Origin of the sequence: Gemmatimonas aurantiaca, from assembly GCF_037190085.1 — a bacterium.
GTDB classification, from domain to species: domain Bacteria; phylum Gemmatimonadota; class Gemmatimonadetes; order Gemmatimonadales; family Gemmatimonadaceae; genus Gemmatimonas; species Gemmatimonas aurantiaca_A.
In genome coordinates this window covers 211,524-234,380 of sequence record NZ_JBBCJO010000002.1, presented here as the reverse complement: position 1 = coordinate 234,380, position 22,857 = coordinate 211,524, and the positions used below count along the sequence as shown (strand labels likewise).

General features: G+C 66.5%; 19 protein-coding genes. 10 read left to right on the top strand and 9 right to left on the bottom strand.

Annotated elements, in window-relative coordinates:
• Positions 1-90 precede the first annotated feature (90 nt).
• Both WG208_RS02615 and WG208_RS02610 read left to right on the top strand, forming a co-directional pair.
• A complete protein-coding gene (locus WG208_RS02615; RefSeq protein ID WP_337169758.1) occupies positions 91-2,187 on the top strand; it encodes a serine/threonine-protein kinase in 2,097 nt (698 codons plus the stop codon).
• Positions 2,180-4,276: a serine/threonine-protein kinase gene (locus WG208_RS02610; RefSeq protein WP_337169757.1), complete on the top strand. Its 2,097-nt coding sequence runs from the start codon at positions 2,180-2,182 to the stop codon at positions 4,274-4,276. Before WG208_RS02615 ends, WG208_RS02610 begins: the two co-directional genes overlap by 8 nt.
• Before the next feature lie 5 nt (positions 4,277-4,281).
• Here WG208_RS02610 and WG208_RS02605 read toward each other — a convergent pair whose 3' ends face one another.
• The 3 genes from WG208_RS02605 to WG208_RS02595 all read right to left on the bottom strand — a co-directional run bounded on the left by WG208_RS02605 (position 4,282) and on the right by WG208_RS02595 (position 6,219).
• The gene (locus tag WG208_RS02605; protein WP_337169756.1) at positions 4,282-4,581 is read right to left on the bottom strand and encodes a hypothetical protein; all 300 of its coding nucleotides are present in this window, start codon (positions 4,579-4,581) and stop codon (positions 4,282-4,284) included.
• A gap of 104 nt (positions 4,582-4,685) precedes the next feature.
• On the bottom strand, positions 4,686-5,633 hold the full coding sequence (locus WG208_RS02600) for an alpha/beta hydrolase (RefSeq protein ID WP_337169755.1): 948 nt from the start codon (positions 5,631-5,633) through the stop codon (positions 4,686-4,688).
• Between the two features lie 193 nt (positions 5,634-5,826).
• The gene (locus WG208_RS02595; RefSeq protein ID WP_337169754.1) at positions 5,827-6,219 is read right to left on the bottom strand and encodes a hypothetical protein; all 393 of its coding nucleotides are present in this window, start codon (positions 6,217-6,219) and stop codon (positions 5,827-5,829) included.
• Positions 6,220-6,443: 224 nt separating this feature from the next.
• Here WG208_RS02595 and WG208_RS02590 point away from each other — a divergent pair, with 224 nt between their 5' ends.
• The gene (locus tag WG208_RS02590; protein WP_337169753.1) at positions 6,444-7,718 is read left to right on the top strand and encodes a hypothetical protein; all 1,275 of its coding nucleotides are present in this window, start codon (positions 6,444-6,446) and stop codon (positions 7,716-7,718) included.
• 114 nt (positions 7,719-7,832) lie between these two features.
• Positions 7,833-8,993, top strand: a complete 1,161-nt coding sequence (locus tag WG208_RS02585; protein ID WP_337169752.1) for a DEAD/DEAH box helicase — start codon at positions 7,833-7,835, stop codon at positions 8,991-8,993.
• A gap of 11 nt (positions 8,994-9,004) precedes the next feature.
• Here the strand turns inward: WG208_RS02585 and WG208_RS02580 are convergent, their stop codons facing one another.
• A complete protein-coding gene (locus WG208_RS02580; protein WP_337169751.1) occupies positions 9,005-9,433 on the bottom strand; it encodes a GspH/FimT family protein in 429 nt (142 codons plus the stop codon).
• 194 nt (positions 9,434-9,627) lie between these two features.
• Here WG208_RS02580 and WG208_RS02575 point away from each other — a divergent pair, with 194 nt between their 5' ends.
• The 3 genes from WG208_RS02575 to WG208_RS02565 all read left to right on the top strand — a co-directional run bounded on the left by WG208_RS02575 (position 9,628) and on the right by WG208_RS02565 (position 13,197).
• Positions 9,628-10,707: an ATP-dependent 6-phosphofructokinase gene (locus WG208_RS02575; protein WP_337169750.1), complete on the top strand. Its 1,080-nt coding sequence runs from the start codon at positions 9,628-9,630 to the stop codon at positions 10,705-10,707.
• Positions 10,708-10,929: 222 nt separating this feature from the next.
• Entirely contained in the window at positions 10,930-11,925 is a 996-nt protein-coding gene (locus tag WG208_RS02570; RefSeq protein WP_337169749.1) for a hypothetical protein, read from the top strand.
• A gap of 138 nt (positions 11,926-12,063) precedes the next feature.
• Positions 12,064-13,197, top strand: coding sequence for a multicopper oxidase domain-containing protein (locus tag WG208_RS02565; RefSeq protein WP_337169748.1), 1,134 nt, complete (start codon positions 12,064-12,066; stop codon positions 13,195-13,197).
• 49 nt (positions 13,198-13,246) lie between these two features.
• Here the strand turns inward: WG208_RS02565 and WG208_RS02560 are convergent, their stop codons facing one another.
• Complete coding sequence (locus tag WG208_RS02560) at positions 13,247-14,098, bottom strand: hypothetical protein (protein ID WP_337169747.1); 852 nt, start codon at positions 14,096-14,098, stop codon at positions 13,247-13,249.
• Between the two features lie 130 nt (positions 14,099-14,228).
• On the opposite strand from WG208_RS02560, the gene WG208_RS02555 reads away from it, so the two are divergent.
• Entirely contained in the window at positions 14,229-16,907 is a 2,679-nt protein-coding gene (locus WG208_RS02555) for a DEAD/DEAH box helicase (RefSeq protein WP_337169746.1), read from the top strand.
• 190 nt (positions 16,908-17,097) lie between these two features.
• Complete coding sequence (locus tag WG208_RS02550; protein WP_337169745.1) at positions 17,098-19,014, top strand: methyl-accepting chemotaxis protein; 1,917 nt, start codon at positions 17,098-17,100, stop codon at positions 19,012-19,014.
• A gap of 7 nt (positions 19,015-19,021) precedes the next feature.
• Here the strand turns inward: WG208_RS02550 and WG208_RS02545 are convergent, their stop codons facing one another.
• The 3 genes from WG208_RS02545 to WG208_RS02535 form a co-directional block, all read right to left on the bottom strand.
• Positions 19,022-19,555, bottom strand: coding sequence for a GNAT family N-acetyltransferase (locus tag WG208_RS02545; protein ID WP_337169744.1), 534 nt, complete (start codon positions 19,553-19,555; stop codon positions 19,022-19,024).
• 75 nt (positions 19,556-19,630) lie between these two features.
• Positions 19,631-20,290: a hypothetical protein gene (locus tag WG208_RS02540; protein WP_337169743.1), complete on the bottom strand. Its 660-nt coding sequence runs from the start codon at positions 20,288-20,290 to the stop codon at positions 19,631-19,633.
• A gap of 97 nt (positions 20,291-20,387) precedes the next feature.
• The gene (locus WG208_RS02535; protein WP_337169742.1) at positions 20,388-21,041 is read right to left on the bottom strand and encodes a CGNR zinc finger domain-containing protein; all 654 of its coding nucleotides are present in this window, start codon (positions 21,039-21,041) and stop codon (positions 20,388-20,390) included.
• A 190-nt stretch (positions 21,042-21,231) separates the two neighbouring features.
• On the opposite strand from WG208_RS02535, the gene yjjX reads away from it, so the two are divergent.
• A complete protein-coding gene (gene yjjX, locus WG208_RS02530; RefSeq protein WP_337169741.1) occupies positions 21,232-21,780 on the top strand; it encodes an inosine/xanthosine triphosphatase in 549 nt (182 codons plus the stop codon).
• Positions 21,781-21,824: 44 nt separating this feature from the next.
• Here the strand turns inward: yjjX and WG208_RS02525 are convergent, their stop codons facing one another.
• Entirely contained in the window at positions 21,825-22,733 is a 909-nt protein-coding gene (locus tag WG208_RS02525; protein WP_337169740.1) for a universal stress protein, read from the bottom strand.
• Positions 22,734-22,857: the final 124 nt, after the last annotated feature.

The window sequence follows — 22,857 nt, the reverse complement described above, 5'->3', positions numbered from 1 at the left end:
GTCCCAGCGCCGCCAGCGGCATGCTGTCGCCCCCTACTCCCGGGTGCTACACTAGGGAGTTCGTTCAGGTTTGTCCCCGATCCCAAACGAGTGCACGATCCCGTCGCCCCACATGCCGAAGACGTCGAACTCCGCGCGCACGTGGAGCAGGCGCTCAGCGCCACGTACGAACTCGACCAGGAGATCGGACGGGGCGGCATGGGTATCGTCTACCGGGCGCGCGACAAGCGGCTGAAGCGGCATGTCGCGATCAAGCTGCTGCCGCCCGAGCTGTCGTTCCGGCGGGATGTCCGGTCGCGATTCCTGCGGGAAGCCGAGACTGCCGCCCAGCTGAGCCATCCCAACATCGTCCCCATCTACTCGGTCGACGAAGTCGGGAACCTGGTGTTCTTCGTGATGGCCTGCATCGATGGTGACAATCTGGCCACCAAGCTGCAGAAGCGCGGGCCGCTGCCCATCGAAGACGTGCGGCGCTGGTTGCAGGAAGTGTCGGATGCGCTGGCGTACGCGCACGCGCGCGGCGTCGTGCACCGGGACATCAAGCCGGACAACATCCTACTCGATGGGATCGATGGCCGTGCACTGGTCACCGACTTCGGCATCGCGCGTGCCGCGAGCGACAGCGGTGAAACGTCGCGTCTGACGGCCACCGGCGTGGCGATCGGCACGCCGGCGTACATGTCACCGGAACAGGCGTCGGGCGATCGGGATCTCGACGCCCGCAGCGATCTCTATTCGCTGGGCATCGTCGCGTATCAGATGCTCTGTGGCGAACCCCCGTTTCTGGGGCACACCACACCGGCCCTGCTGGTGAAGCATCTGGCCGAGGCGCCGGTGCCCATCTCGCAGCGCCGTCCCGATGTACCCCCAGATCTGGCCGCGATCGTGATGCGGTTGCTGGAAAAGAACCCCGATCACCGGTTCCAGACCGCCACGTCGCTCACCCAGGCCCTCAAGACCGGGCTCGTCCCGCCGATGCCGCTGGGAGCCACCACCTCACCGGGGAACAATCCGGTGACGTTCAATGGGGCGCCCATTGGCGGCATGCCCATGAGCGCCGGTGGCGCGGGCAATGCCGCGGGGGCGTCCGGGTATGGCGGCGGCTATCAGGCGCCGGCCTATCAGTCCCGTACGCTGACGTCGGCACCGGCGTCGTATGGCGGCCTGTCCGCGCCATCTGAATCGTCGCTGCCGTATCGTCAGGACACCAACGAAGGCGTCTCGGCAGAGGAATGGGCGCGGTTCGAGGATCCACGCGTCCAGCAGTTCCGTCGCCGGTTCGCCGTGTATCTGTTCGTGAATACACCGATGGTGCTGGTCAGTGTGTTCGGCAACAGCGACTTCCTCGGGATCACCACGCTCTGGACCGTCTACATCGCGTGGAAGTATGCCAAGCTCTGGTCAGACGATTTCGACTGGCGCGATGTGTTGCGTCAGCCGCGGCATCGTCTGCTGGGCGAGGTGTTCGAAGACCTCGGCAACTCCATCACGGCCACCTTCAGCAGCAAGAAGCGCGAAGAACTGCGTGCACAGGGCAAGCTGCGCTCGCGTCTGCGTGGTTCGCTGAGTTCGCGTCCCCGCGGCACTCCGACGGACGTGGTCGGGGCACCACGCCCGATCGCGGCGCCGGTGCATGACCAGGAGCTTGGACGGTATCTCGATCTGGTGCGCGGCGCGCGCGCCGACCGGGAAGAGATCAACCGTCTGCTGGCCACGCTGCCCGTCAACGAACGCTCCCGCATCCCGGATGTCGCCAACATGGCGGTCGATCTGGTGAGCAAGGTGGAAATGATCGCCCGGGACCTCGCGCAGCTCGAAGCCACGAGCAGTCCCGAGCAGTTGCAGCGCACGGAATCGGAGATCGCCTCGCTCGAAGCCGAAGCCAATCCGCTCGACACCACGCGCAGCGAAGCGAGGGTGCGGCGGCTGGCGGCGTTGCGGCGGGAACGGCGTGTGCTGCTCGACGGACAGAAGAAGCTCGAGACCCGTCGTGCGCAGGTCGAGAACTGTCGTCTCGCGCTCGAGAACGTGCGCCTCGATCTGGTGCGGCTGCGTACCGGAAACAGTTCGGTGCAGAGTGTCACGCTGGTGGCCGAACAGGCCATGAAGATGGCGCGTGAAGTGGACATCGCCGTGCAGGCCGCGGCGGAAGTGCGCGACCTCACGCCGTCACGTTCGGGTGCCTGACGCGCACGGCGTGGACGCGGCGCAGCTCCGCGACCGCGTCACTGCGGCCATCGGCGACGCCTATCTGATCGGCGAGGAGGTCGGACGCGGCGGCATGGCGGTGGTGTATGCCGCCGAGGATGTCCGTCTGCAGCGACCCGTGGCGCTCAAGGTGTTGCCGCCCGATCTCGCGTTCCGGCCCGATGTCCGTGAACGCTTCGTGCGGGAAGCGCAGACGGCCGCGCGTCTCAATCATCCGCACATCGTGCCCATCTATGCGGTGCACGAAGCCGCAGGCCTGGTGTGTTTCGCGATGGCGCTGGTGCGCGGTGAGAGTCTCGCGACGCGCATTCTGCGTGAACCCCGTCCGGATTTTGCCTTCGTCGCGAAGGTGCTCGAGCAGATGGCCGACGCACTGGCCTACGCCCACGCGAGCGGCGTCGTGCATCGTGACATCAAACCGGACAATGTGCTGCTCGACCGGGAGTCGGGTCGCGCCATGGTCACCGACTTCGGCATCGCGCGCGCGGCTGAAAGCGGGTCGCGTCTGACGCAGACCGGCATCGCGGTCGGCACACCCGCCTTCATGAGCCCCGAGCAGGCCATGGGCGACAAGGAGATCGACGGACGCAGCGATCTCTATTCGGTGGGCGTGGTGGGGTACCTGATGCTCACGGGCAAACTGCCCTTCGAGGCGAGCACCACCCCGGCGATGCTCATGAAACACGTGAGTGAGACACCGCCACCACTGCGATCGATGCGGCCGGATGCCCCGCGCGCGCTCGCCGAGATCATCGAGCGCTGCCTGGAGAAACGCCCCCGCGATCGATGGGACAGCGCACTGCAACTGCGTGATGCCCTGCGCCGCGTGCAGCGCGACGGCTCATTGCACGGGGCTCCGGCGAGCACCATGCCCGAGCCGCGTCCGTATCGGGATCTCGACAAGTTCGGCCATCGATCGGAGGACTGGGCGCCGCGCGGCGTCGCCGAGCCGCTGCCCGCCCGCGTGCCGGCGTCGATGCCGGCGTTCGCACCCGCGGCCGCATCACGGGCACTGCCCGGCGCGCTGCCACCCATTCCGCAGCTGCCTCCGCTGCCGGTGGGGGCCGACCGCCGGACCACCAGGGAATGGCGAAGGGCCAACAAGGAAGCACTCAGGGATTGGCGTTCGGCGGTGCGGGAGCAACGCCGACGCGACACGTCGGTGGCGCGCACCGCGCAACGCGCGGAACTGCGGGATGCCATGCAGGTCGCCGCACGGGCGATGATGACACCGGAGCGGATCGCGGCGCGTGTGAAAGGGTTCCGGAAACATCTGCGCTGGAGCGCGATATCCGTCGGCAGTGCATTCGTGGGCCTGCTCGGCCTCACCGGAAATATCGATCCGATGGCCATTCCGTTCCTGGGCGGCCTCCTCGGCGCGGCGATTGCCGTGCCGTTGTCGCTGGCCGACTTCGTCAAACTGCGCCGGCTTGGCATTTCGCCGTCGGCGGCACTGGGCGAGGAATGGAAGCGGGTGGTGGCGGTGTCCGATGTGCGTCCGCACAGCGCCAAGGTGCAGGAGTTGCTCGATCGGGTGGCCGGTCCGTCGGTGTTGAGTTCACCGTATGGCGAGATGGTGCGCAACGCGGCCGACGACCGGCTCGTGATTGCCGACATCACCAGCAAACTGTCGCCTGCGGATCGTGGCATGATCCCCGATGTGGCGCCCACCGCCGACGCGCTCATGGAGCGTGTCGGGGCGCTGGCGGCCGGACTGGAGCGCCTCGATCGTGATCTGCCGGGCAATGCGCTGAACGATCTGCGCGCGCGGCTGGCCGCCACGCAGGCGGAGCCGGAGCACGCGCCGGATCGGGAACGTCGGTTGTCCCTGCTGACGCGCCAGGTGGCCTCACTCGAGGAACTGGTCGCCCGGCGGGAGACGATGCACCGTCAACTGGACAGCGCGTCGATGGCGCTGCGCACGCTGCGCTTCGACATCGTGAAACTGCGTACCATGGGGGTGGACGCGGCCGCGCAGGATGTCACAAGCGCCACCCAGGAAGCGCGGGCGCTGTCGCGCGACCTGGGATTCGTGATCGACGCCGCCGAGGAAAGCCGGCGGCTCTGAGCGCGTCAGTACTCGCGCTCTTCGAATTCCGCGACGAGTCCCGGGTGACCGTGGCGTTGCGCGGCCTCGATCCCTCTGGCGGTCGCATCACGCGCCTGATCCTGCCGGCCGAGCGCGTGCAGCGCATCGGCATAACGCAGCCAGCCGTTGCCTTCGTCGTCGTAGGTCGCGAGATAGGCATCGAGTTCGACGACGGCTTCCTCGAGGAGGCCGGCCTTCAGCAGTTCATTGGCGAGGCCGAAGCGAACCAGGGCATTGTCCGGTTGCTTCGCGGCCATGGCACGCAGCGATGCGAGTCGATCCATGGAAAGGCGGGGAGAAGGGAACGATCGGTGACGAGTCCGCGCTGGCCTCACGTCGTCGGCGTCATGATCAGGGTTCACGGTCGGTATCGACCGTATTGTGGTCGCTATCGCGTCAGGAGTTCCCCAACGAGCGTTCCCAGACGATCGGGGGCCTCTTCGGGGGCCACGTGCGCCACGCCGGGGAGCGTGTGCAGGACGAGTCGCTCATTGGTGGCCGCCCGCAATGCCTGCTCCAGGCGCGCCGCGCGACCGGAGGGCAGGAAGGGATCGGTGGTGCCCAGCACGAGCGCCGTGGGGCATTGCAGGGCGCCGGGTGCCAACGTGTCCACCGTATCGGCCCGCGAGTCACGCAGGTCGAGCAGTTGCCGGCAGGCGGCATCACGACCGTCCCGCAACCGGTACGGCTTGAGGTAGACATCGAGCGAGCGCGCGCCGACGTCCCGGTGCGCGAAGCAGGGAAGCAGGGCGCTGTGCAGCGCCGAGGCGAGCCATGCCGGCGCGAGCCGCTTCCAGAGGGGCACGAGCCAGGTGAGACGTATCAGACGACGGCTGATGAACGCGTCGGCGGGGCAGGGGGCCAGCATGGTGGGATTGATCAGCATCAGGTGCCCCACACGCGCGGGTTGCTCGTGCGCCACGCGTGCCGCTACGGCGGCCCCCATACCATGACCCACCAGCATGGCCTGCTGGACTCCCATGACATCGAGCAACTGGCCCAGACGTTCCGCGTGGGCGGCCACGGTCAGGCGGTGCGCGCCCGACGTGGCACGGGCCGCAGCGACGTCGGGCGCGGTGGAGGCTGCCGTGGAAGTCGCGGTGGAAGTGGCGGCGGGAATCGCCCTGGAGGCCGCGGGCGGATCGGAGCGGCCATGGCCGAGGAGATCCAGTACCAGGACCCGGTGCCCCTTGGGGAGCCGCGGGAGGACATCCTGCCAGATGTGCGAGGATGTGAAGGATCCGTGCACAAGCACGATGGGATCCCCCGCGCCGCGATGGCCGAAGGCGTAACAATAGAGGCGGACCCCCTGGAGGTCCACGAACTCACCCCGCATCAGGCAGGGAGCGCGAAGTCGGCGAGACGTGCGGCGGCCATGACACCGAACGCTAATCCCTGATGTGCAACGGGGGCACCGTGTGGTGCCCCCGTTGTGACGCTTCACATGCCGTGTGCCTATGCCGGGTCCATGCCCGGGCCATGCCGGTGGGTGTGCCACCGGGCCGTCCCGTCATGAAGCGGCCGGCCGATCAGAGACCGCCGCGGCGACCCTGCGGCATCGCGGCCAGATTCTCCTCGAACTTCTTCTTCTGGTCGGCCGTGAGCACCGCCTTGATGGCGTCGTTCCGGTCGTTGTTCAGCTTCTGCATCTTCTCACGTCCTTCGGGGCTGCGCATGGCTTCCATGCCGCCCTGCATGAGTTCCTGCTGCTTCTTCGTCGATTCCTGGAAGATGGCGTCGATCTTCGTGGTCTGGCCCGCGTCCAGCGTGATGTCCTTGAACAGCATTTCCTTCTGACGGGCGATACGCTGTTCCGGGGACATCTGGCCCATGCCACCACCGCCGCCGCCACTCTGGGCGTAGACGGGAGCGGCGATCGCGAGGACAGCAGCGGCAGCGATCAGGCGAAGCGTGTTCTTCATCGGTGGAGATCCCGAGTAGGGAGGTTCGGCCTCGCTGGCGGCGCGGACGCGCCGGAGCGGGCATGGTGCCGCACGAGCGGCATCAAGGTAGACGGAACTGCTTGCAGCGACGTTAAGTCGTGCTGGGCCGGGTCGAGTTGCCGAACTCTGCCGTGGAATTGCCCATCGCGATATGCCCAAAAGCCTCTGGCGCTTGGCGTGGGGATGCGTACAATAGCGCGATTGTGACAACTCCTCCCGCTCTCCCCGCGCTGCCGGATGCGGCAGATCTGCTGATCGTCCCGGGCGAGCTCATCGTACCTCGCCCCGTTCCGGTGCCGCCGCCCCCACCTCCGCCACCGGTGGTCATTCCGGCAACGTGGCTGCTGCAGGCCGGAGGCCCGGTCATCGCCTTCCGTCTGCTGGGTGAGGTGGTGGGGAGTGCGCGGCCGGTCGGAGGCCAGTGGCTGCTCGTTCCCTATGGCAGCCGCAGAGGGTGGGAGATTCTCGGGCGGCAGGATGCCGACGGGCAATGGCCGGCCGGATGGCTCGCCGTGCCCGGGAAGGACGGCTTCGATGGAGTGGGCACCATTCCCGGTTTTCGGGCCCTGCTGGAGCTGCACTGGGATGGAGAGCTGCCGGGAATGGCGGCGGCCCGGCGCGCCCTGTTCCGACTGCTGGCCACCGACGACGATCCGACGCTGCTGGGTGAACTGCGGCCGGCGCACGACGATGAAGATCTGGTCATCCGGGCCCGTCATCGTCTGCGGGAGGCCGCCGCCGCCGCGCTGGCGCAGGCCGGACAGGAGCCCGATCCCCGGCTCCGTGGTGCCGCGCGCCGTCTGCTCGATCGGGTGGCCGGATTTCTCCGCTCGCCACTGGCGGTGAAGCCGTGGATCCGGGTGGGCAACCAGCACGTGCTGGCGGCGGAGGCGGATCTGCCGTCGTTCCATTTCCTGCAGATGCTCGCGTACATGCCCCAGTTCCGGAGCGAGCACACGGAGTTCATGGAACGTCTGTTCACGTACCTCACCCAGCCATGGCCCCGGCAGGCGCCGGTGCAGCAGGTGGGGGCTCATCTCGTGGAGCAACCGCATCTGGTGCTGGGGGACTTCCTCGCCACACGCGGTGATATCGACGGGGACATGCCCTCCGCGCTGGCCTGGCTGGAAACCATGGCTCGGCTGGGATTTCTCGAGCGTCATGAGGGATGGGTGCGTCTGCTCGACCGCATGCTCGACGACCGGGACCGGCGCGGGGTATGGGTGCCACCCAGATCGGTGGTGATGCCCGCGCGGGTGCCCGACTGGGCGTGGCCCTCCATGACGCTCACCGATCGCGTGCGTTTGCCCGACGCGGCCGCCCCGCTCGCGACAGGGGTGGGGTCGGGAGAGGGAGCGGCGGGCACGGACAGTGCCGGTCACGCCGCCATGGTGCGCGCCTCGGGGGTGTCGCTGGATGTCACCTTCCGCCTGGCGCTGATCGCCCGGCTGACCGGTCGCACCCTGGAATACCGATAGCCTGATCGGCCCAGCGGTCGTCTGGCAGCGGTCCAGATGGCGGGTCCGGCGACTGGGCAGGGGCAATCCACCCATACGGGCTGGTCCGGAAGTGATTAACTTTCCGGACTGAACATGACAGTCATCGATCCTGAAACGCTTGTCGGCGATACGACGTTCGCCGACCTCGGGCTTGCTCGCCCGCTGCTGGACGCCCTGCACGAGGCGGGGTACGAACGTCCGACACCGATTCAGCGGGAAGCCATTCCGCTGGCCCTCGGGGGGCGCGATCTCATCGGACTCGCGCAGACCGGTACGGGAAAAACCGCCAGCTTCACGCTGCCCGTGGTGCAGCGGCTGCTGGGGGGGCCGCGTCGTACCCGCGTGCTCGTCCTCACGCCCACGCGTGAACTCTGCATCCAGGTGGAGGAGAGTGTACGCAAGTACTCCAGTCACGCCCCGGTGGATGTCGTGCCGGTGTACGGAGGCGTGGGGTACGAGCCGCAGGAAAAAGCGCTGCGGCGTGGGGTGGACGTGGTCGTCGCCACACCGGGGCGACTGCTCGATCATCTCGAGAAGCGCAACGTCGATTTCACGTATCTCGAGACGCTCGTGCTGGACGAAGCCGACCGGATGCTCGACATGGGGTTCGCGCCGCAGATCAATCGCATCGTGGAGCAGATCCCACGTTATCGGCAGACGCTGCTCTTCAGCGCGACCATGCCGCCCGAAGTGGAGGCACTGGGACGCAAGTATCTGCGCAAGCCGGTGGTCGTGCAGGTGGGACGCCGGTCGTCGGCCGCCACGACCGTCACGCACGCGGTGTATCCGGTGCCGCGTCACCGCAAGAACGATCTGCTCGTGCACCTGCTGACCACGGGCGATCACGACTCGGTGCTGGTCTTCACACGCACGAAGAGCGGAGCCGACCGGGTGGTTCGCGATCTCGCGCAGGCCGGCGTGCACGCGGGTGCGATGCACGCGGACAAGTCGCAGCGGGAACGGGTGCAGGCGCTCGAGGACTTCAAGTCGGGCAAACTGCGCGTGCTCGTGGCCACCGACATCGCCCAGCGCGGACTCGATATCTCGGGCATCACGCACGTGATCAACTTCGACGTGCCACAGCAGCCCGAGGACTATGTGCACCGCATCGGACGCACGGGCCGCGCGGCCAGTACGGGCGATGCCTACACGTTCATGTCGGCCGAGGAAATCGGCATGGTGCGCACGATCGAGCGGACCATCGGGCAGGAAATCCCGCGCGTGAGCGTGCCGGGGTACGACTTCGGCACCTGACCAGGCGTGTGTCACTGGCGGCTCACGCGTCCGAGGCGGGACACGACCACCGTGTCGGATCGATGCCCACGCGAGAGCACCAGGCGCAGGTTGGCCGCGCCGGTGCCCAGTCCCGAGGCCGCGTAGGTCATGGAGTCACGGGTGCTGGTGAGGCGGATGTGCGATGGGGCGAAGAGCGCGGCGGCCACGGTGTCGGCGCCGGCGTGCACCACGAGTCGGTGACGCGCGCGATCGATGCGTACCGCCGTGGGGGTGCCGGTGGCGAGCGCGTTGTCCCGCGCCAGCGCGAAGAGGGACGCGGCTTCCCGGGCGCCCGTTTCGACGGCCGCGGCGTCGAGCAGCGGACCACTGCCCAGGATCGTGATCGTGGCCAGGATCGCGAGCAGGGTCAGCGTCAGCAGTTGTTCGATGGTGGTGCTTCCGCGGCGGGGGTGGGGCATGAGTGGCGGTCCTCGGGAAATGGGTGCGCCCCACAATCGTCCATTCCGGGCCGGCATGTGTCATCGAAACGACGCGCCCATGTCCAATTCAACGCCGCATCGTCCGCCTCGCGGTTTGTTACATCCTCTGGTGCAGTACCGGACCGATCACCCGTCGCATCGCGGTTCTCCTACCTCCCGTTATTTTCAGTAACATGCGCATTGCCATATCCACCGGCGGCGGCGACGCTCCCGGCCTGAACGCCGTCATCCGTGCCGCGGTTCTCTCGGCACGCACCCGTGGCTGGGACGTCCTCGGCATCAAACGCGGCTATGCCGGCCTGCTGGGTGAAGACGAGGTGGTTCCTCTCACCGCCGACATCGTCCGCGGGATCGCCGGACAGGGCGGTACGATCATCAAGACCACCAATCGGGGCAGCCCCTTCGCCTATCCGGTGCAGTTGCCCGACGGAAGCTGGACCACCGTCGACCGTTCCGACGAGTTGATCGAGAACGCCCGCAATCTGGGGATCGAAGCGATCATCTCCATCGGCGGTGATGGATCGTTGGCCATCGCACAGAAGCTCGTGGCCAAAGGAGTGCGCGTGGTGAGCGTGCCCAAGACCATCGACAACGACGTGCCGGGCACCATCAACACGTTCGGATTCGACACCGCCGTGAACACGGCGATGGAAGCGATCGACAAGCTGCACACGACCGCCGAATCGCACGACCGGGTGATGGTACTGGAGGTCATGGGGCGCGAGGCGGGCTTCATCGCGCTGCACGCCGGTGTGGCCGGCACGGCCGACGTGATCCTGATTCCCGAGATCGAATGGGATCTGGAGAAGGTCTGTCAGAAGATCATGTCCCGAGATGCGGCCGGTCGCCGGTTCAGCATCGTGGTGGTGGCCGAAGGCGCCAAGCCCCGTGGGGGACAGGAGTCGATCATCGGTGCGTCGCTGCCGGGCCAGGACCGTCGTCTGGGCGGCATCGCCGAGCGCCTGGGGTTCGACATCCAGCGCCTGACGGGCAAGGAAACGCGCTCGATGGTGCTGGGGCATTTGCAGCGTGGTGGTCCGCCCACGGGCTACGATCGTCTGCTGGCGACCCGTTTCGGCGCGGCTGCGGTGCAGGCGGTGGCAGACAAGAAATGGGGACACATGGTGGCGCTGCAGTCGCCCCATCTGGTCACGATCCCCATCGAGCAGGTGCTGGCCGAGACGAAGCGCGTGGATCCGCACCACGATGTGGTGCAGGCCGCGCGCATGATGGGGATCTCTTTCGGCGATTAGCTCTCCCTGGAACCTGTCCCCTGCAGGCACTTCGCTGTCCTCCAGCAGGGACAGGCTGACACGATGGGGACCAAGGTACTATTCCGAGGGTACCGTATTGCCGATACTTACAGCGCACGACCCTGCCAGAAGTCACTGGCACGCTCCCTGCGCTAGAGCATGCGGGGAGATCCGGAACGCCCTCCGTGGTGGACGGCGCGCGATGTCCTGTTGGAGGTAGTCATGAAACTCACATCCTGGCGTGTGTTTGCTGCGCTGACCGCACTGAGCCTCTCGGTGCCGGCGAGTCGCGCATGGGCACAGACCAAGACCGATAAGGACAGAAGTGCCGAGAAGGTGGAGGTGCCGAAGGAGTATCTGCCGCCGGCGGGGATGTGCCGGGTCTGGGTGGAAGGTGTGCCTCCGGCGCAACAGCCGGCGCCCACCGACTGCGCGGCGGCGGTGCGCAACAAGCCCGCCAACGGCAAGGTGATCTACGGCGAGGACAAGGCGAAGTCGGGTGGTAAGAAGATGGACGACTTGCCGATCAACCGGCTGAAGGGCGGCGAGAAGAAAGGCCCGCCGCTCGTGCCGCCGCTGGCTGCCGCGCCCGATGGTCGGGCGCGCGAGGCTTGGGAACAGAAAAAGATCACCGACGAGCAGTTGTACGGCGACCGGCCGGCGAGTTTCTCGCCGGCTTCGTCGTATCCGGGGGGCATGGTGTCACCCTCCGGGACACAACCGTCATATGGCGGGTACGTGACGCCGGGTGGAGTCGTCGTGCCCGGCGCCGTGACCGATCCCCGGTATTTCTCGCAGAATCCGAATGTGCGTCCGCCCGGTACCGGGTCGTCGGTGTGTCTCGACCGCGATGGTGACGGCTGGTGTGACGATCTGCGGTTCGGTCCTCCCGTGTGCACCGACACCGATCGGGATGGGCGGTGTGACGACCTGCCGGAGTACGCCTCGCGTGCCTATCCCCAGGTGTTGCCGCAGATGCGGAGCGCGCTCGATGTGATCGAGGGACGTGGCAGTGTGGAAGTCATGCAGTGGATCGGCACGAACGAGTTCATCGTGCGGGTTCCCGAGCAGGGCCGCGGTGGCGTGCCGTGGCGCGCGATCTTTCTGGACGCGAAAGGAGAACTGCTGCAGGTCTGGACCGACATCAATCGTGATGGCCGCGCCGATCGCGTGGAGATCTTCCGCAATGGCCAGCGCACGAAGCTGATTCAGCGATAGTCGTAGGGACAGTGATCATGTCCGGCATGTTCGATCGCGGTGGACGCGATCGGCTTGCCGGTCTCTGGCACGGGGAACAGAATAGAAAGTTCGACAACAGCTCGCCTGTTCCGAGTCCGTTTCCCAGAGACAGAGACCATGCACAATGACCCCACGCCGCGGCTGTCCGATCTCGTCGCCGCGAACGATGGTGCCGCGAGCGATCGCCGCACCTTTCTCACCCGTGCTTCCGCACTGACGCTCGCCATTCCGGGGGTGGCCGCACTCGCTGCCTGTGATCGACCGGAGTCACAGCCACCCGCTTCGTCGGGGCCGGGAAGTCCACCCACGCAGATTCCCGACAACTCGAACAGCCGGCTCGATTCGGCTGTCGTGCGCGACGAGCATCATGCCGCCACCTCCGCCACGGGAGGGGCGGTCGATCCCTCGTCGGTGACGTATCACCGCTTTGCCCCCGAGTTGCCGCCACCACCCGCCGATGGACGGTTGGTCCTGCACTGGCATGCGCGGGAAGTGCCGGTGCGCATCAACGACGAGATGGTGGTGGCCGCGTGGACCTTCGAAGGAGACATCCCCGGTCCGATCGTGCATTGCCGCGTGGGTGACACCGTCGAGTTCACGCTCACCAACGATGTCGCGATCCCGCACTCGATGGACTTTCATGCCGCACAGATCGATCCGAAGGTGGCGTTCCGTTCGGTGCCCAAGGGTGAGTCGGTGACGTTCACCTTCAAGCCGAAGTATGCCGGCGCCTTCATGTATCACTGTGGCACGGCGCCCGTGCTCATGCACATCGGGACCGGCATGTACGGTGCGCTCATCGTGTCACCGCGCGAAGGGCTGCCACCGGCGAAGGAGTTCGTGCTGGTGCAGGGCGAGTATTATCTCGCGCCGCCAAAGAACGGCGTGCGCGCGTTCGACTATGAGAAGATGTTGTCCACGCTGCCCGATCATCTGTGTTTCAATGGCCGGCCGGGCCAGTACATGAAGGAACCGATCCGCGTGAAAGTGGGGGATCGGGTGCGTTTCTGGGTGGTCGCGGCGGGGCCGTCCCATCCCTGTCATTTCCACGTCGTCGGCGAACAGTTCGATTCGGTGTGGCTGGGCGCGCCGCCGGCATCTCCGCTGCGCGGTGTGCAGACGTTCACCGTGCCGGCGGGTGGTGGTCTGGTCTTCGATCTGCTCTGCGACATCCCGGGCGAATTCCCCTTCGTGAATCACGCCTTCGGGCATGGACAGAAGGGCGCGATCGGCATTCTGCAGGTGGAGTGAGCGGACGCAGCGCGGGAGTGCGGGCGCTATCGCCGCGCACTCCCTTCGCTCAGGCGCTCTGCCCCTGGAGATCCGACCAGTCGTCGGGATAGTGGCGGCGTGCACAGTCGTTGCAGACGCCGTGTGACAACTGCGACGAGGTGCGCCGGGCCACGAACCGCTCCAGGGGATGCCACTGCTGATGCTCGTCACGCACGGCTTTGCAGTGCATGCACAGATGCACGAATTCGCCGAGGGCTTCGGTGAGTCGCGATTCCATGGTCAGGCGCCAGGCGACTTCCTTGTCGTGTGAAAGACGGAGGAAGGTGGCCAGCAGCCCCACACCAATGAGCAGTTGTGCGCTCCACCCCAGCATGGTGGCGGTGGCAAATGCCTTCGACCCATCGGCGAGCGCCCAGGAGACTCCCGAGGAGAGGGTGTAGGTCATCAGCGCGATCGCCGTGGCGATGCGCTCCACGGCTGGCAGGGCGCCGGCCGTGGCCAGGCGCCAGGAGGCCACGGACAGCAGCAGTACCGTGCCGACCGTCGTGATGGCCGCCGCGACTCCGAACCGGTCGAGCAGAAAGACCTGGAATCCCACACCCGCGAGAGGAATCATCAGCGACAGTGCGACGATCCATCGCGCCGGGAACCGCTCGCCACGCAGGGCGGACACGCCGCCGAGGATGGAGGCGGCGAAGGCCACCCGCAGCACCAGTCCCACCGTCATCACGGACAGGTTGGGAAATGGTGTCCCCCACATGGCGTTCCAGATGTACCGCACGACGAGCAGGATCCACGCCACGGCCCAGTAACGGGCCAACCGTTCGCCACGAATCGCCGCCAGATACATCGTGGCCAGTACGCAGACGGACGCGATCATCACGGGAATCCCCGAGCGGAAGACGGCGTCGCGCAACATGGCGATGACGGGGCGTGGTTGTAAAGTGAACGGGAGTTTCGGAGTCGGATGATCCCGGGCGAGCCCGGCCGTGGGATCCCATGAAACCTATCGGGACGTCGGGAACGCCGAAACTCGCTTAGCTTGGAGAGTGCGCACTCCCCACGATCGTTACCTGCCGCCCGACCGGGATGCCTTCGTGGCGGCCAAGCCGGCCACCGGCCGTGTCATCGTCATTGCTCCCACCCGGGCCGCCTGCGAGACCATCGAGCTCGCGCTCGGCTTGCATCTGGACACCTTCCTCGAGCGGACCCGCGGTGCCGACCTGCGCGCCCTGGCGGCGAGTGGCAAGGGGTTCGGCATCGTGGCCGGCACCGGTACCGGCAAGACGCTCGGTATCCGCCCGATCGCCGAGACCATTCTGGGCACCACGGACCTGCGCGTGGGCGTGGTCAACCGCGAACGCGAGGCCACGCCCGACACGCCCTCGTGGAACGTGGTGATCGTCACCACCGGCATCGCCCGTCGCTGGTTCCAGGACGGCGATATCCATGCGCAGGACACGCTGGTGGTGGACGAGATTCATCAGACCAGTGCCGAACTCGAACTCTGTCTCGCGCTGGGCAAGCGCGTGGGATGCCGGTTCATCTGGCTGTCGGCCACCGTCGATCCGACGTTCTATGCACGCTATCTGGAGAGCGCGGACGTGCTGGAGGTGTCGGCGTTCGACGCGTCGAAAGCGGCCAAGGTGCAGGTGGAGCGACGGGAGCCCCTGCAGTTCCTCGACGATCGGTTTCTGCAGAAGTTGTCCCGCTCGGAGCGCGGGGTCGCGATTTTTCTGCCGACGCGGGCCGCCGTGGAGGATGCGGCGGAATGGGTGCGGACACGATTCCCGCGGATCAATGCGGCGCACTATCATGGCGGCGAACCCATTCGCGTGATCCGTCCCTTTCTCGAGGGCGACATTCCGAAACCGTTCCTCCTGGCCATGACGGCGGCGGGCCAGAGTGCGCTCAACGTGCCCGGTCTCGACACGGTCATCATCGACGACACCCGCTTCACGAATGTCATCGACCGGGGCCGGAACGTCCTCACCCGTGTGCACCTCGGCGCCAACGAGATCCTGCAGATGGCGGGACGCGTGCATGGCCGGGTCGAACATGGACGGGTGTTCATTCTGAGTGATCGCGACATCCGGTTCGAGGCGCTCCGCCCCACCGAACCGGAGTTCCAACTGGCCGGTGATTCCGAACGCGTGGCGCTCACCTGCGCGGGGCTGGGCGTGCGCGCCGACGATCTCGACCTGCCGGTGCCGCTGGATCGCGCGTCGTACCGACGGGCCATCACGCATCTCGAATCGCGCGGGCTCGTCGAACAGGGACATCTCACCGCGTATGGCCGTGCCGTGGAGGCCCTGCCCGTGGAACGCGCGTGGGGTGAACTCATCGTCAATGGCGACGATGCGATGCTGCCGATGCTGGCGGTCATGAGCGGCATCGAATCGCTGCATCGCATGACGCGTGAAGGGCGCGACCTCGAAGGTCTGGTGGTACGCGGTTCCGATCATCTGACGGCCTACAATCTCTATGCCGAAGGTTTCCGCGTGGCGGGATACATCGGCGAGGTGTACGGACTTTCGCGGCATCTGTTCGACGCCGAGCGCATCGCCCACTGGGCCGAGCAGCGCGGCGTGCTGGTGAAATCGCTCGAAGATGCGGCGCTAGCCATGGCCAGTGTGTATCGCTCGGTCGGTATGCCGCTGCCCACGACGATGCCGCTGGCCGGCGCGGCGATCCATCGGCAGTTCGCCGATCTGGTGGCGCGTTTCATGCCTTTCGATCTGGTGATCGAGGAGCGGACGGCCGACGGTCATGACGCGCGCGTTTCGAAGACCAGCGTGTGCGGATCGTGGGGCGCAGTGGCCGGTTCACTGCGCTACTTCGCCGATCGGTTCGGCATTCCGCGCGCGAGCATCGAGGGCACCCAGCTCTCGATGGATCTGGTGCAGCAGTACGCGCAGCGTCACGCGCCGGAACTGAGCATCGATCCCGAACGCAAACACGGCCCGGTGATGTTGCGGCGTCGTGTCACCTATTTCGGATTCGATCTCACGCGCGAGCAGGAACCGCTGCCCGTGTTCCCGCCGGAGTACGCCGCCGGTGCGCGTGAACTCATCGCCCAGGCGGCGGCCCGGGGAGAACTGCGTCATCCCGCGGTACGTCGCAATCAGCCCGTCGTGGACGAGATCCGCGAAGTGCGTCGGCGACTCGGTACCGTGGTGCCCCGGCTCGGTCAGGCCGAACTGACGGCGTGGTATCTGTCACGCCTGGGAGAGGCGTCGAGCTGGGAGGCCATTCGTGCGCTGCCGTTGCTGATCGATCGACGGGATTTCCTCAGCGAGGCGCAGCTGGCGGAAGCGCGGCGACTGCCGGCAACGGTGCAGGTGCGAGATCGGGACGTTCCGCTCGAATACGATTTCGAGGAGCGGGAAGAAGTCGGTACGGCGCAGTTGGTCGTGCGACTGCGGTTGCCGGAAAAACTCGCGCGCACACTGGTCGAGGAGGAGTTGCCGGTGCTCGATCGCCCGCTGCGATTCGTCGTGACCCGTGGCGCGCGCGGCGCGGTGCGGGCCACCGACTTGCGAACCCTGCAGGAGCGACTCGATCTGCCATTCACCGACGAGGAGCGGCGCGGCGATGATGCCTCGAATCGTGGAAGAGAGGAACGCACGTCTTCGTCTCCGAAACGACGTGGAGCGCATGGTGCGCGCCGGGAGGAGATGACGCGCGGTGGTCATCGTGGAAAGCCGCATAAACGCAGGAGAAGATGATTTTTGTTGATGCATGACAATGTGTGAAATGCGGATAGGTCCTAAGTCCATCGATTCATTGCTAAGGTCTGTGCATGGGAATTCCGATAGTGAAGAGCGAGGACCACGATGTCGTTCGCACGAGGCGAGACGTCCGTCCCCGACCCTGGGAATTTCGACGATGAAATTACACCAACCCCACCGTGCGGCGATGAAAATCCGCACCCGCTTAGGTCTTGCCTTCCTGACGGTGATCACGCTGACCGTCGTGTTGTCGCTCATCAGCATTCAGCGCGTACGATCCATCAGCGCGAATCTCGCGGAGGTCAACGACATCAACAGCGTGAAACAGCGCTACGCGATCAACTTCCGCGGCAGTGTGCACGACCGGGCTATTTCTCTCCGCGATGTCGTGTTGAATCATACGTTGACCGGTGTGCAGGCCGAGGTGGCGGATATCGAGCGGCTGGCCGCCAACTACGCCAACTCGGCCGGGCCCTTGGACGAGATGATGAAGCGTTCGGCGTACGTGACGGATATCGAACGCCGGATTCTCGACAGTATCAAGGTGACCGAGCAGACCACCTTGCCGATGATCGACGAGATTATCCGACTGCGTCGGGCAGGTCAGGATGCGCAGGCCCGGGAGATGCTGATGATGCAGGCCCGTCCGCAGTTCGTGGCCTGGCTGCGTCAGATCAATCTGTTCATCGATCTGCAGGAAGCGAAGAACAAGTCGATCGGTGCGCAGACGACCGCGCTCGCTTCGTCGTTCACCCTGTTCACCGGCGCACTCATGCTCGGCGCGCTCCTGCTGGGAGGGCTTGCCGCGTGGTGGGCCATGAACAGTCTGCGCCCGCTGCAGCAGTTGACCGATCGCATGGGAACGTTGGCTGCCGGCGATCTCTCGGTGGATGTGCCCAGCACCGGACGTGGAGACGAGATCGGCGATATCGCCCGTGCCGTGGCCGTCTTCAAGTCCAACGGGATCGAACGCATCCGCATGGAGGAAGTCGCGCGTGAGCGGCAGGCCGAACTCGACGCGAAGCTCAAGGAGAGTGAGCGGGCGTTCCTGGCCGAGCAGCAACAGGTGATGCGCGCGATGGCCACGGCGCTCTCCCGGTTGGCGGCCGGAGATCTCACCGTGCGTGCCGATACCAACGTGGGCGAAGGGTATCAACCACTCATGCGTGATTTCAACGCCGCCGTGAATCGTCTGGCCACACAACTGGAGCAGGTGCAGGCGGCCGCGGAGCAGGTGGCGGATGCGGGGTCGCAGATCACGGTCGGCAGCGATACACTCGCCCGCAGTGCCAGCGATCAGGCCGCCAGTCTGGAACTGGTGGGCACTCGCGTGCAACACGTGGCCAGCATGGCCGACCAGAGTGCGGAGAACGCCGCCACCGCTCAGCAGCTTTCCGCGGAAGCACGGCGTCACACCGAGGTGGGAAGCGCCCGGATGCAGCGTCTCACGGACGCCGTGAAGGAAATCCGTCAGGCCAGTGTGGATACGGCCAAGATCATCAAGACCATCGAGGAGATCGCGTTCCAGACCAATCTGCTCGCGCTCAATGCCGCGGTGGAAGCGGCGCGTGCCGGTGACGCGGGTCGCGGTTTTGCCGTGGTGGCCGAGGAGGTGCGTTCGCTGGCCATCCGTTCATCGGAAGCATCCAAGACTACAGCGGCATTGATCGAGAAGAGCGTCCAGAGCGCGGAACAGGGCGTGACGCTCAATATCGAAGTGACCGAGAGTCTGGAGCAGATCGCACGGCAGGTCGCGAGAGCGGCGGAGGTGACCGAGCACATCTCACATGCAGCGCGTCAGCAGGCCGAAGGCGTCGCGCAGATCAACGAATCCATCGTGCAGATGGGCAGTATCACACAGCAGGTGGCGACGAATGCCGAGGAGTCGGCGAGTGCGGCAACGGAACTCGAGAGTCAGGCGCATGTACTGCACGAGGCGGTCTCCCAGTTCACGCTGGCGCCGGAACGGTCTCCCATGCGCGTGCCGTCGCACACCGGACACCGGAAGTCCTGGCGCCCGCCGCTGAATCTGGTGCGCAGCGGTGGCGGAACGATGCATCGGGAGGAAGCCGATGCGACCGAGGTGATGGAAACGCTGTTCTAGTGCCCGGTCAGTCCGGCAACGTGGCTTCGTACTGCTCGGTACGGGTGATCACGAAGCCCCGCGCGAGATAGTTGGGCAACGCGGCGGGTGCGTCGAGCGTGCAGGTGTGCAGCCAGACGTGCGACGCACCCCACGCGAAGGCTTCGCGCACGGCGCCGCTGACGAGCCAGGCGCCCAGCCCCTGTCCCATCAGTCGCCGGTCCAGTCCGAGATACACGATCTCCACACTGCCGTCGGCATGCTGCTCGAGTTCGAGCATGCCGCCGGCAGTGGTCCGTGCGATGGCCGGTCCGGTTTCGTGCGCCAATCGCACCACGAACACGCGCACCGATGCCCGATCGAGATGGGTCTGGAGCACGTCGTCGGTCCATGTGTCACGATCATGCCAGTGCCATGGTCCGCCGATCTGCGCGTACAACGCGCGCCAGGTCACGGTGGTGCACGGCGTTTCCCGGTACAGAACGAGCGGCGCCTCCGCGTCGCGCGGCGCGATCAGGTCATCGGGACGCGCGATGGAGAGGTAGGTGCGCGTGACGATCATGTGAGCGCGATCATACGGGCATCGTCATGCGGACACCATCATACGGAGACCTGCGTGCGAACACCTCATGCCGGGTCAGTCGGTCAGTTCGCGGGCACCCTGCAGCAGTTCGGTGAGCGCCCGTTCCACCGTTCCGCTCCAGCGGGTGAGCTGCGTACGCAATGCCGCAAGCTCCTGCCGGGCCGCACCGGTCTGAGCGGCCGCGTCGTCGTGCATCACCGTGAGTTCCACGACGCGCTCGCGCAGCACTTCCACCTCGGCCAGCGTCCGTCGATGCTGACGCTCGGAGGCTTCCAGCATTTCCTGCGTGCCGGCGCGGGTCTGCGTGAGCAGGGTGCACATCGCCCGCCAGGCATCCCGTTCGATGGCCAGCTGTTCGCGGGCACCGGTGTCCTCGGCGAGGCGTTCGCGAAGACGCACGAGACGCTGCACCAGCGAGCCGTTGCCATTGATGGCCGTGCCAGGACCGAGGATGGCGAGCGCGGCCTGTATTTCGCGATCGAGTTCGGCGGCACGACGTGCGTGTTCGTCGCGGGCGAGACGGGCTTCGTCGAGTGTGGCGAGCGCCTCCCGCAGGGCACGCAATTCCACCGCGATGCGCCGCACGCCGCGCGCATCCCCTTCGGAGACGAGCCAGCGCAACGATGCCACGAATCCACGTTCGAGCGTGAGATCCGGATCGGTATGGGGAACCACCGGATCCACGGCTCTTCCCGGTGTGCGCGGCGTGGTCATGTGCGCGTCATGCGATACGTGTCATACGCGTGTGCCCGTCACGCACTCATAGTGTGACGACACATTCCCTGCAACGCCGCACGCCACGTTCCGCCGGTCACATGGCCCCCGCGGCGCGGGCGCGATGACGTGCGGCCTTGGCCCGATTGCCGCACGTTCCCATGTCGCACCAGCGACGCAATCCGTTCTTGGTGGCGTCGAGGAACACCCGATGACAACGCGGGTCGGCGCAGCGCCGCACGCGGCCGAGTTCCTCCTCCACCAGCGATTCGGCGGCGGACTCCACGATCGGAATCATGAGACCCGCGAACGCGTCGCCGGTGGGCACGAAGCTCCGTGTGTAGCCCCCATCGCTCCGCGGATCGATGCGTCGGGTGCCCGCGCTGCGTCCGAGTACACGATTGATCTCCACCACGGCATCGTCACGCACGCGCGCCTGCTGCTCACCCCGTTCCGCCAGCGCCCGCAGTGCCGCCCGCACACGACGGGCGTCCACCAGCGTGGCGGCGGCGGCGGCCGGCTGCAGTACGGCACGACGCAGAATGCCCCCGGCCCGTTCGTCGTCCACGGCCGCATGCTGCTGCAGCCACGTCAACAACGCCTCGAAATCGCGCAACAGATCCCCGCCCGGCGATTGGCCGGCGGCATCGGTGTTGACAAAATCGAGCCAGAGGCGCGTACGCGGCGGCAGCGAACCGGGAGGTCGTTCGCGTGCCGCCACCACCCGCGCGTCCGGAAGAACGACGGCCATGCAGTGGGGTTCCTGCGGAGTTTCTGTGGAATGCCTGCGGAGATAACCGGAAATAACCGGGGAACGCCCATTTCGGTGGACGTCCGTACGTCCGTTAAGCTTATACTCGAGCGTATACTCGTGCACGTGGCTGCGAGCAAGCAGCCACAAAAGTCCCGGCTTTCGCCTACGCTTTCTCCCGTTCGTCGCCGTGTCCGATCTCTTTCGTCGTGTCGTGGTAGGGTCCACCAATCCGGTCAAGATCGCGGCGGTGCGGGCCATCGTCTCGCAACTGACCCCCGATGCCGAGGTGGTGGGAGTTGCCGTGCCGAGTGGGGTGCCTGATCAGCCCTTCGGCGACGAGGAAACGCAGGAAGGGGCGCGGCAACGTGCCCGGCTGGCGCTGGTGGACGGCGCGGGCACGCTGGGTGTCGGCCTGGAAGGGGGCATCGTGGTGATGGCCGACGGCCGCATGCGCACGTGTGCCTGGGCGGTGGTCGTGGATGGAGAAAACCGCGAAGGCCTGGGCGGTTCGATGTCGATGCCACTGCCCGAGGTGGTGGCGATGCGCATCCGCGCCGGTGAGGAACTCGGGCACGCGATGGATGCGGTGGCCCAGGAGGTCGGGACCAAACAAGGCCGCGGTGCCGTGGGCATCCTCACCGCGGGGCTGGTCGACCGTCAGCGCGCCTACGAACCAATGGTGGCGTACGCGCTGGCGCCCTGGTTGACGCCAGCACTGTTCGACGCCGTCCCCTGAGGAACCGCGTCCACCGCTGATTCAGAACGGTTTCAAATGTTGTCTCAGTGCTGCGGGCGGAAGACCAGCACCGGGACCTCGGCGCTACGCAACACTTCGTCGGTGACACTACCCAGGACGAGGCGCTTGAACCCCCCGCGTCCGTGGGTCGCCATGGACACGGCGCCGGCCTGCAGGTCCTTTACGGCGTCCTCGATGGCACGCGCCACACTCATGTCGCTGATCGCCGACCACGTGGTCCCGCTCGGGCAGTCGGCGGCAATCCGCGCGAGATATTCCTTGCGGCCCGATGTCTCGGCTTCGATGGCCTGTCCATCGGCCAGCAGAGCCTCGGCGCCGAACGGCGCCATCGGAATCGCGTGGGGCACGGCCACACCGATCAGGTGCAGTCGCGTGCCGATGGCCTCGGCAAAAGTGCGTGCATGCGGCAGGATCTCCTCGGCGAACGGCGAACCGTCCAGCGGGCAGAGCAGAGGGCCGGTGGGAAGCTCACCCGGTGTGTAGGACTCGGCGCCCGGCACGAGCAGCACCGGCATGGTGGCGCGGGTGAGATAGGCCGTGGCGATGCTGCCCAGCCGCAGACGTTCGAAGCCGCTCCGGCCATGGGTGCCCATGATCGTGAGGTCGACGCCGATCTGCTGCGCATGCTCCTCGAGCGCCTCCACGATGGTGCCCTCGAGCAGCGCACCGGTGACATTCACACCCGCCGCAGCAAACTGGGCGACCGCCGCGTCGAGCAGTTCCTGATCGTGCCGACGGTGCGTGGCCACGAGTTCCTGATCGTACACCGGAATGGCGACTTCCCCTGGCACGAAGGGGATGTAGGTGCTGGGATCGTGCACGATGGCCACGCGCACGGAAGCGCCGGTATGGCGCGCAATGGCCGCGGCAAGCGGCAGGGTCCGCGCGGAAGGCGCGGAACCATCGTAGGGAACGAGGATCGACCGGTACATACCCTGACGGTGCATGGAAGTCGCCGATTCGGCCAGAGGGGAAACCCGTACGGCGGTCACAGCGTGGTCACGGACATCGCTGCCGTGTCACCGGCCATGATGGGTCGGAACCCATCCGGACGCT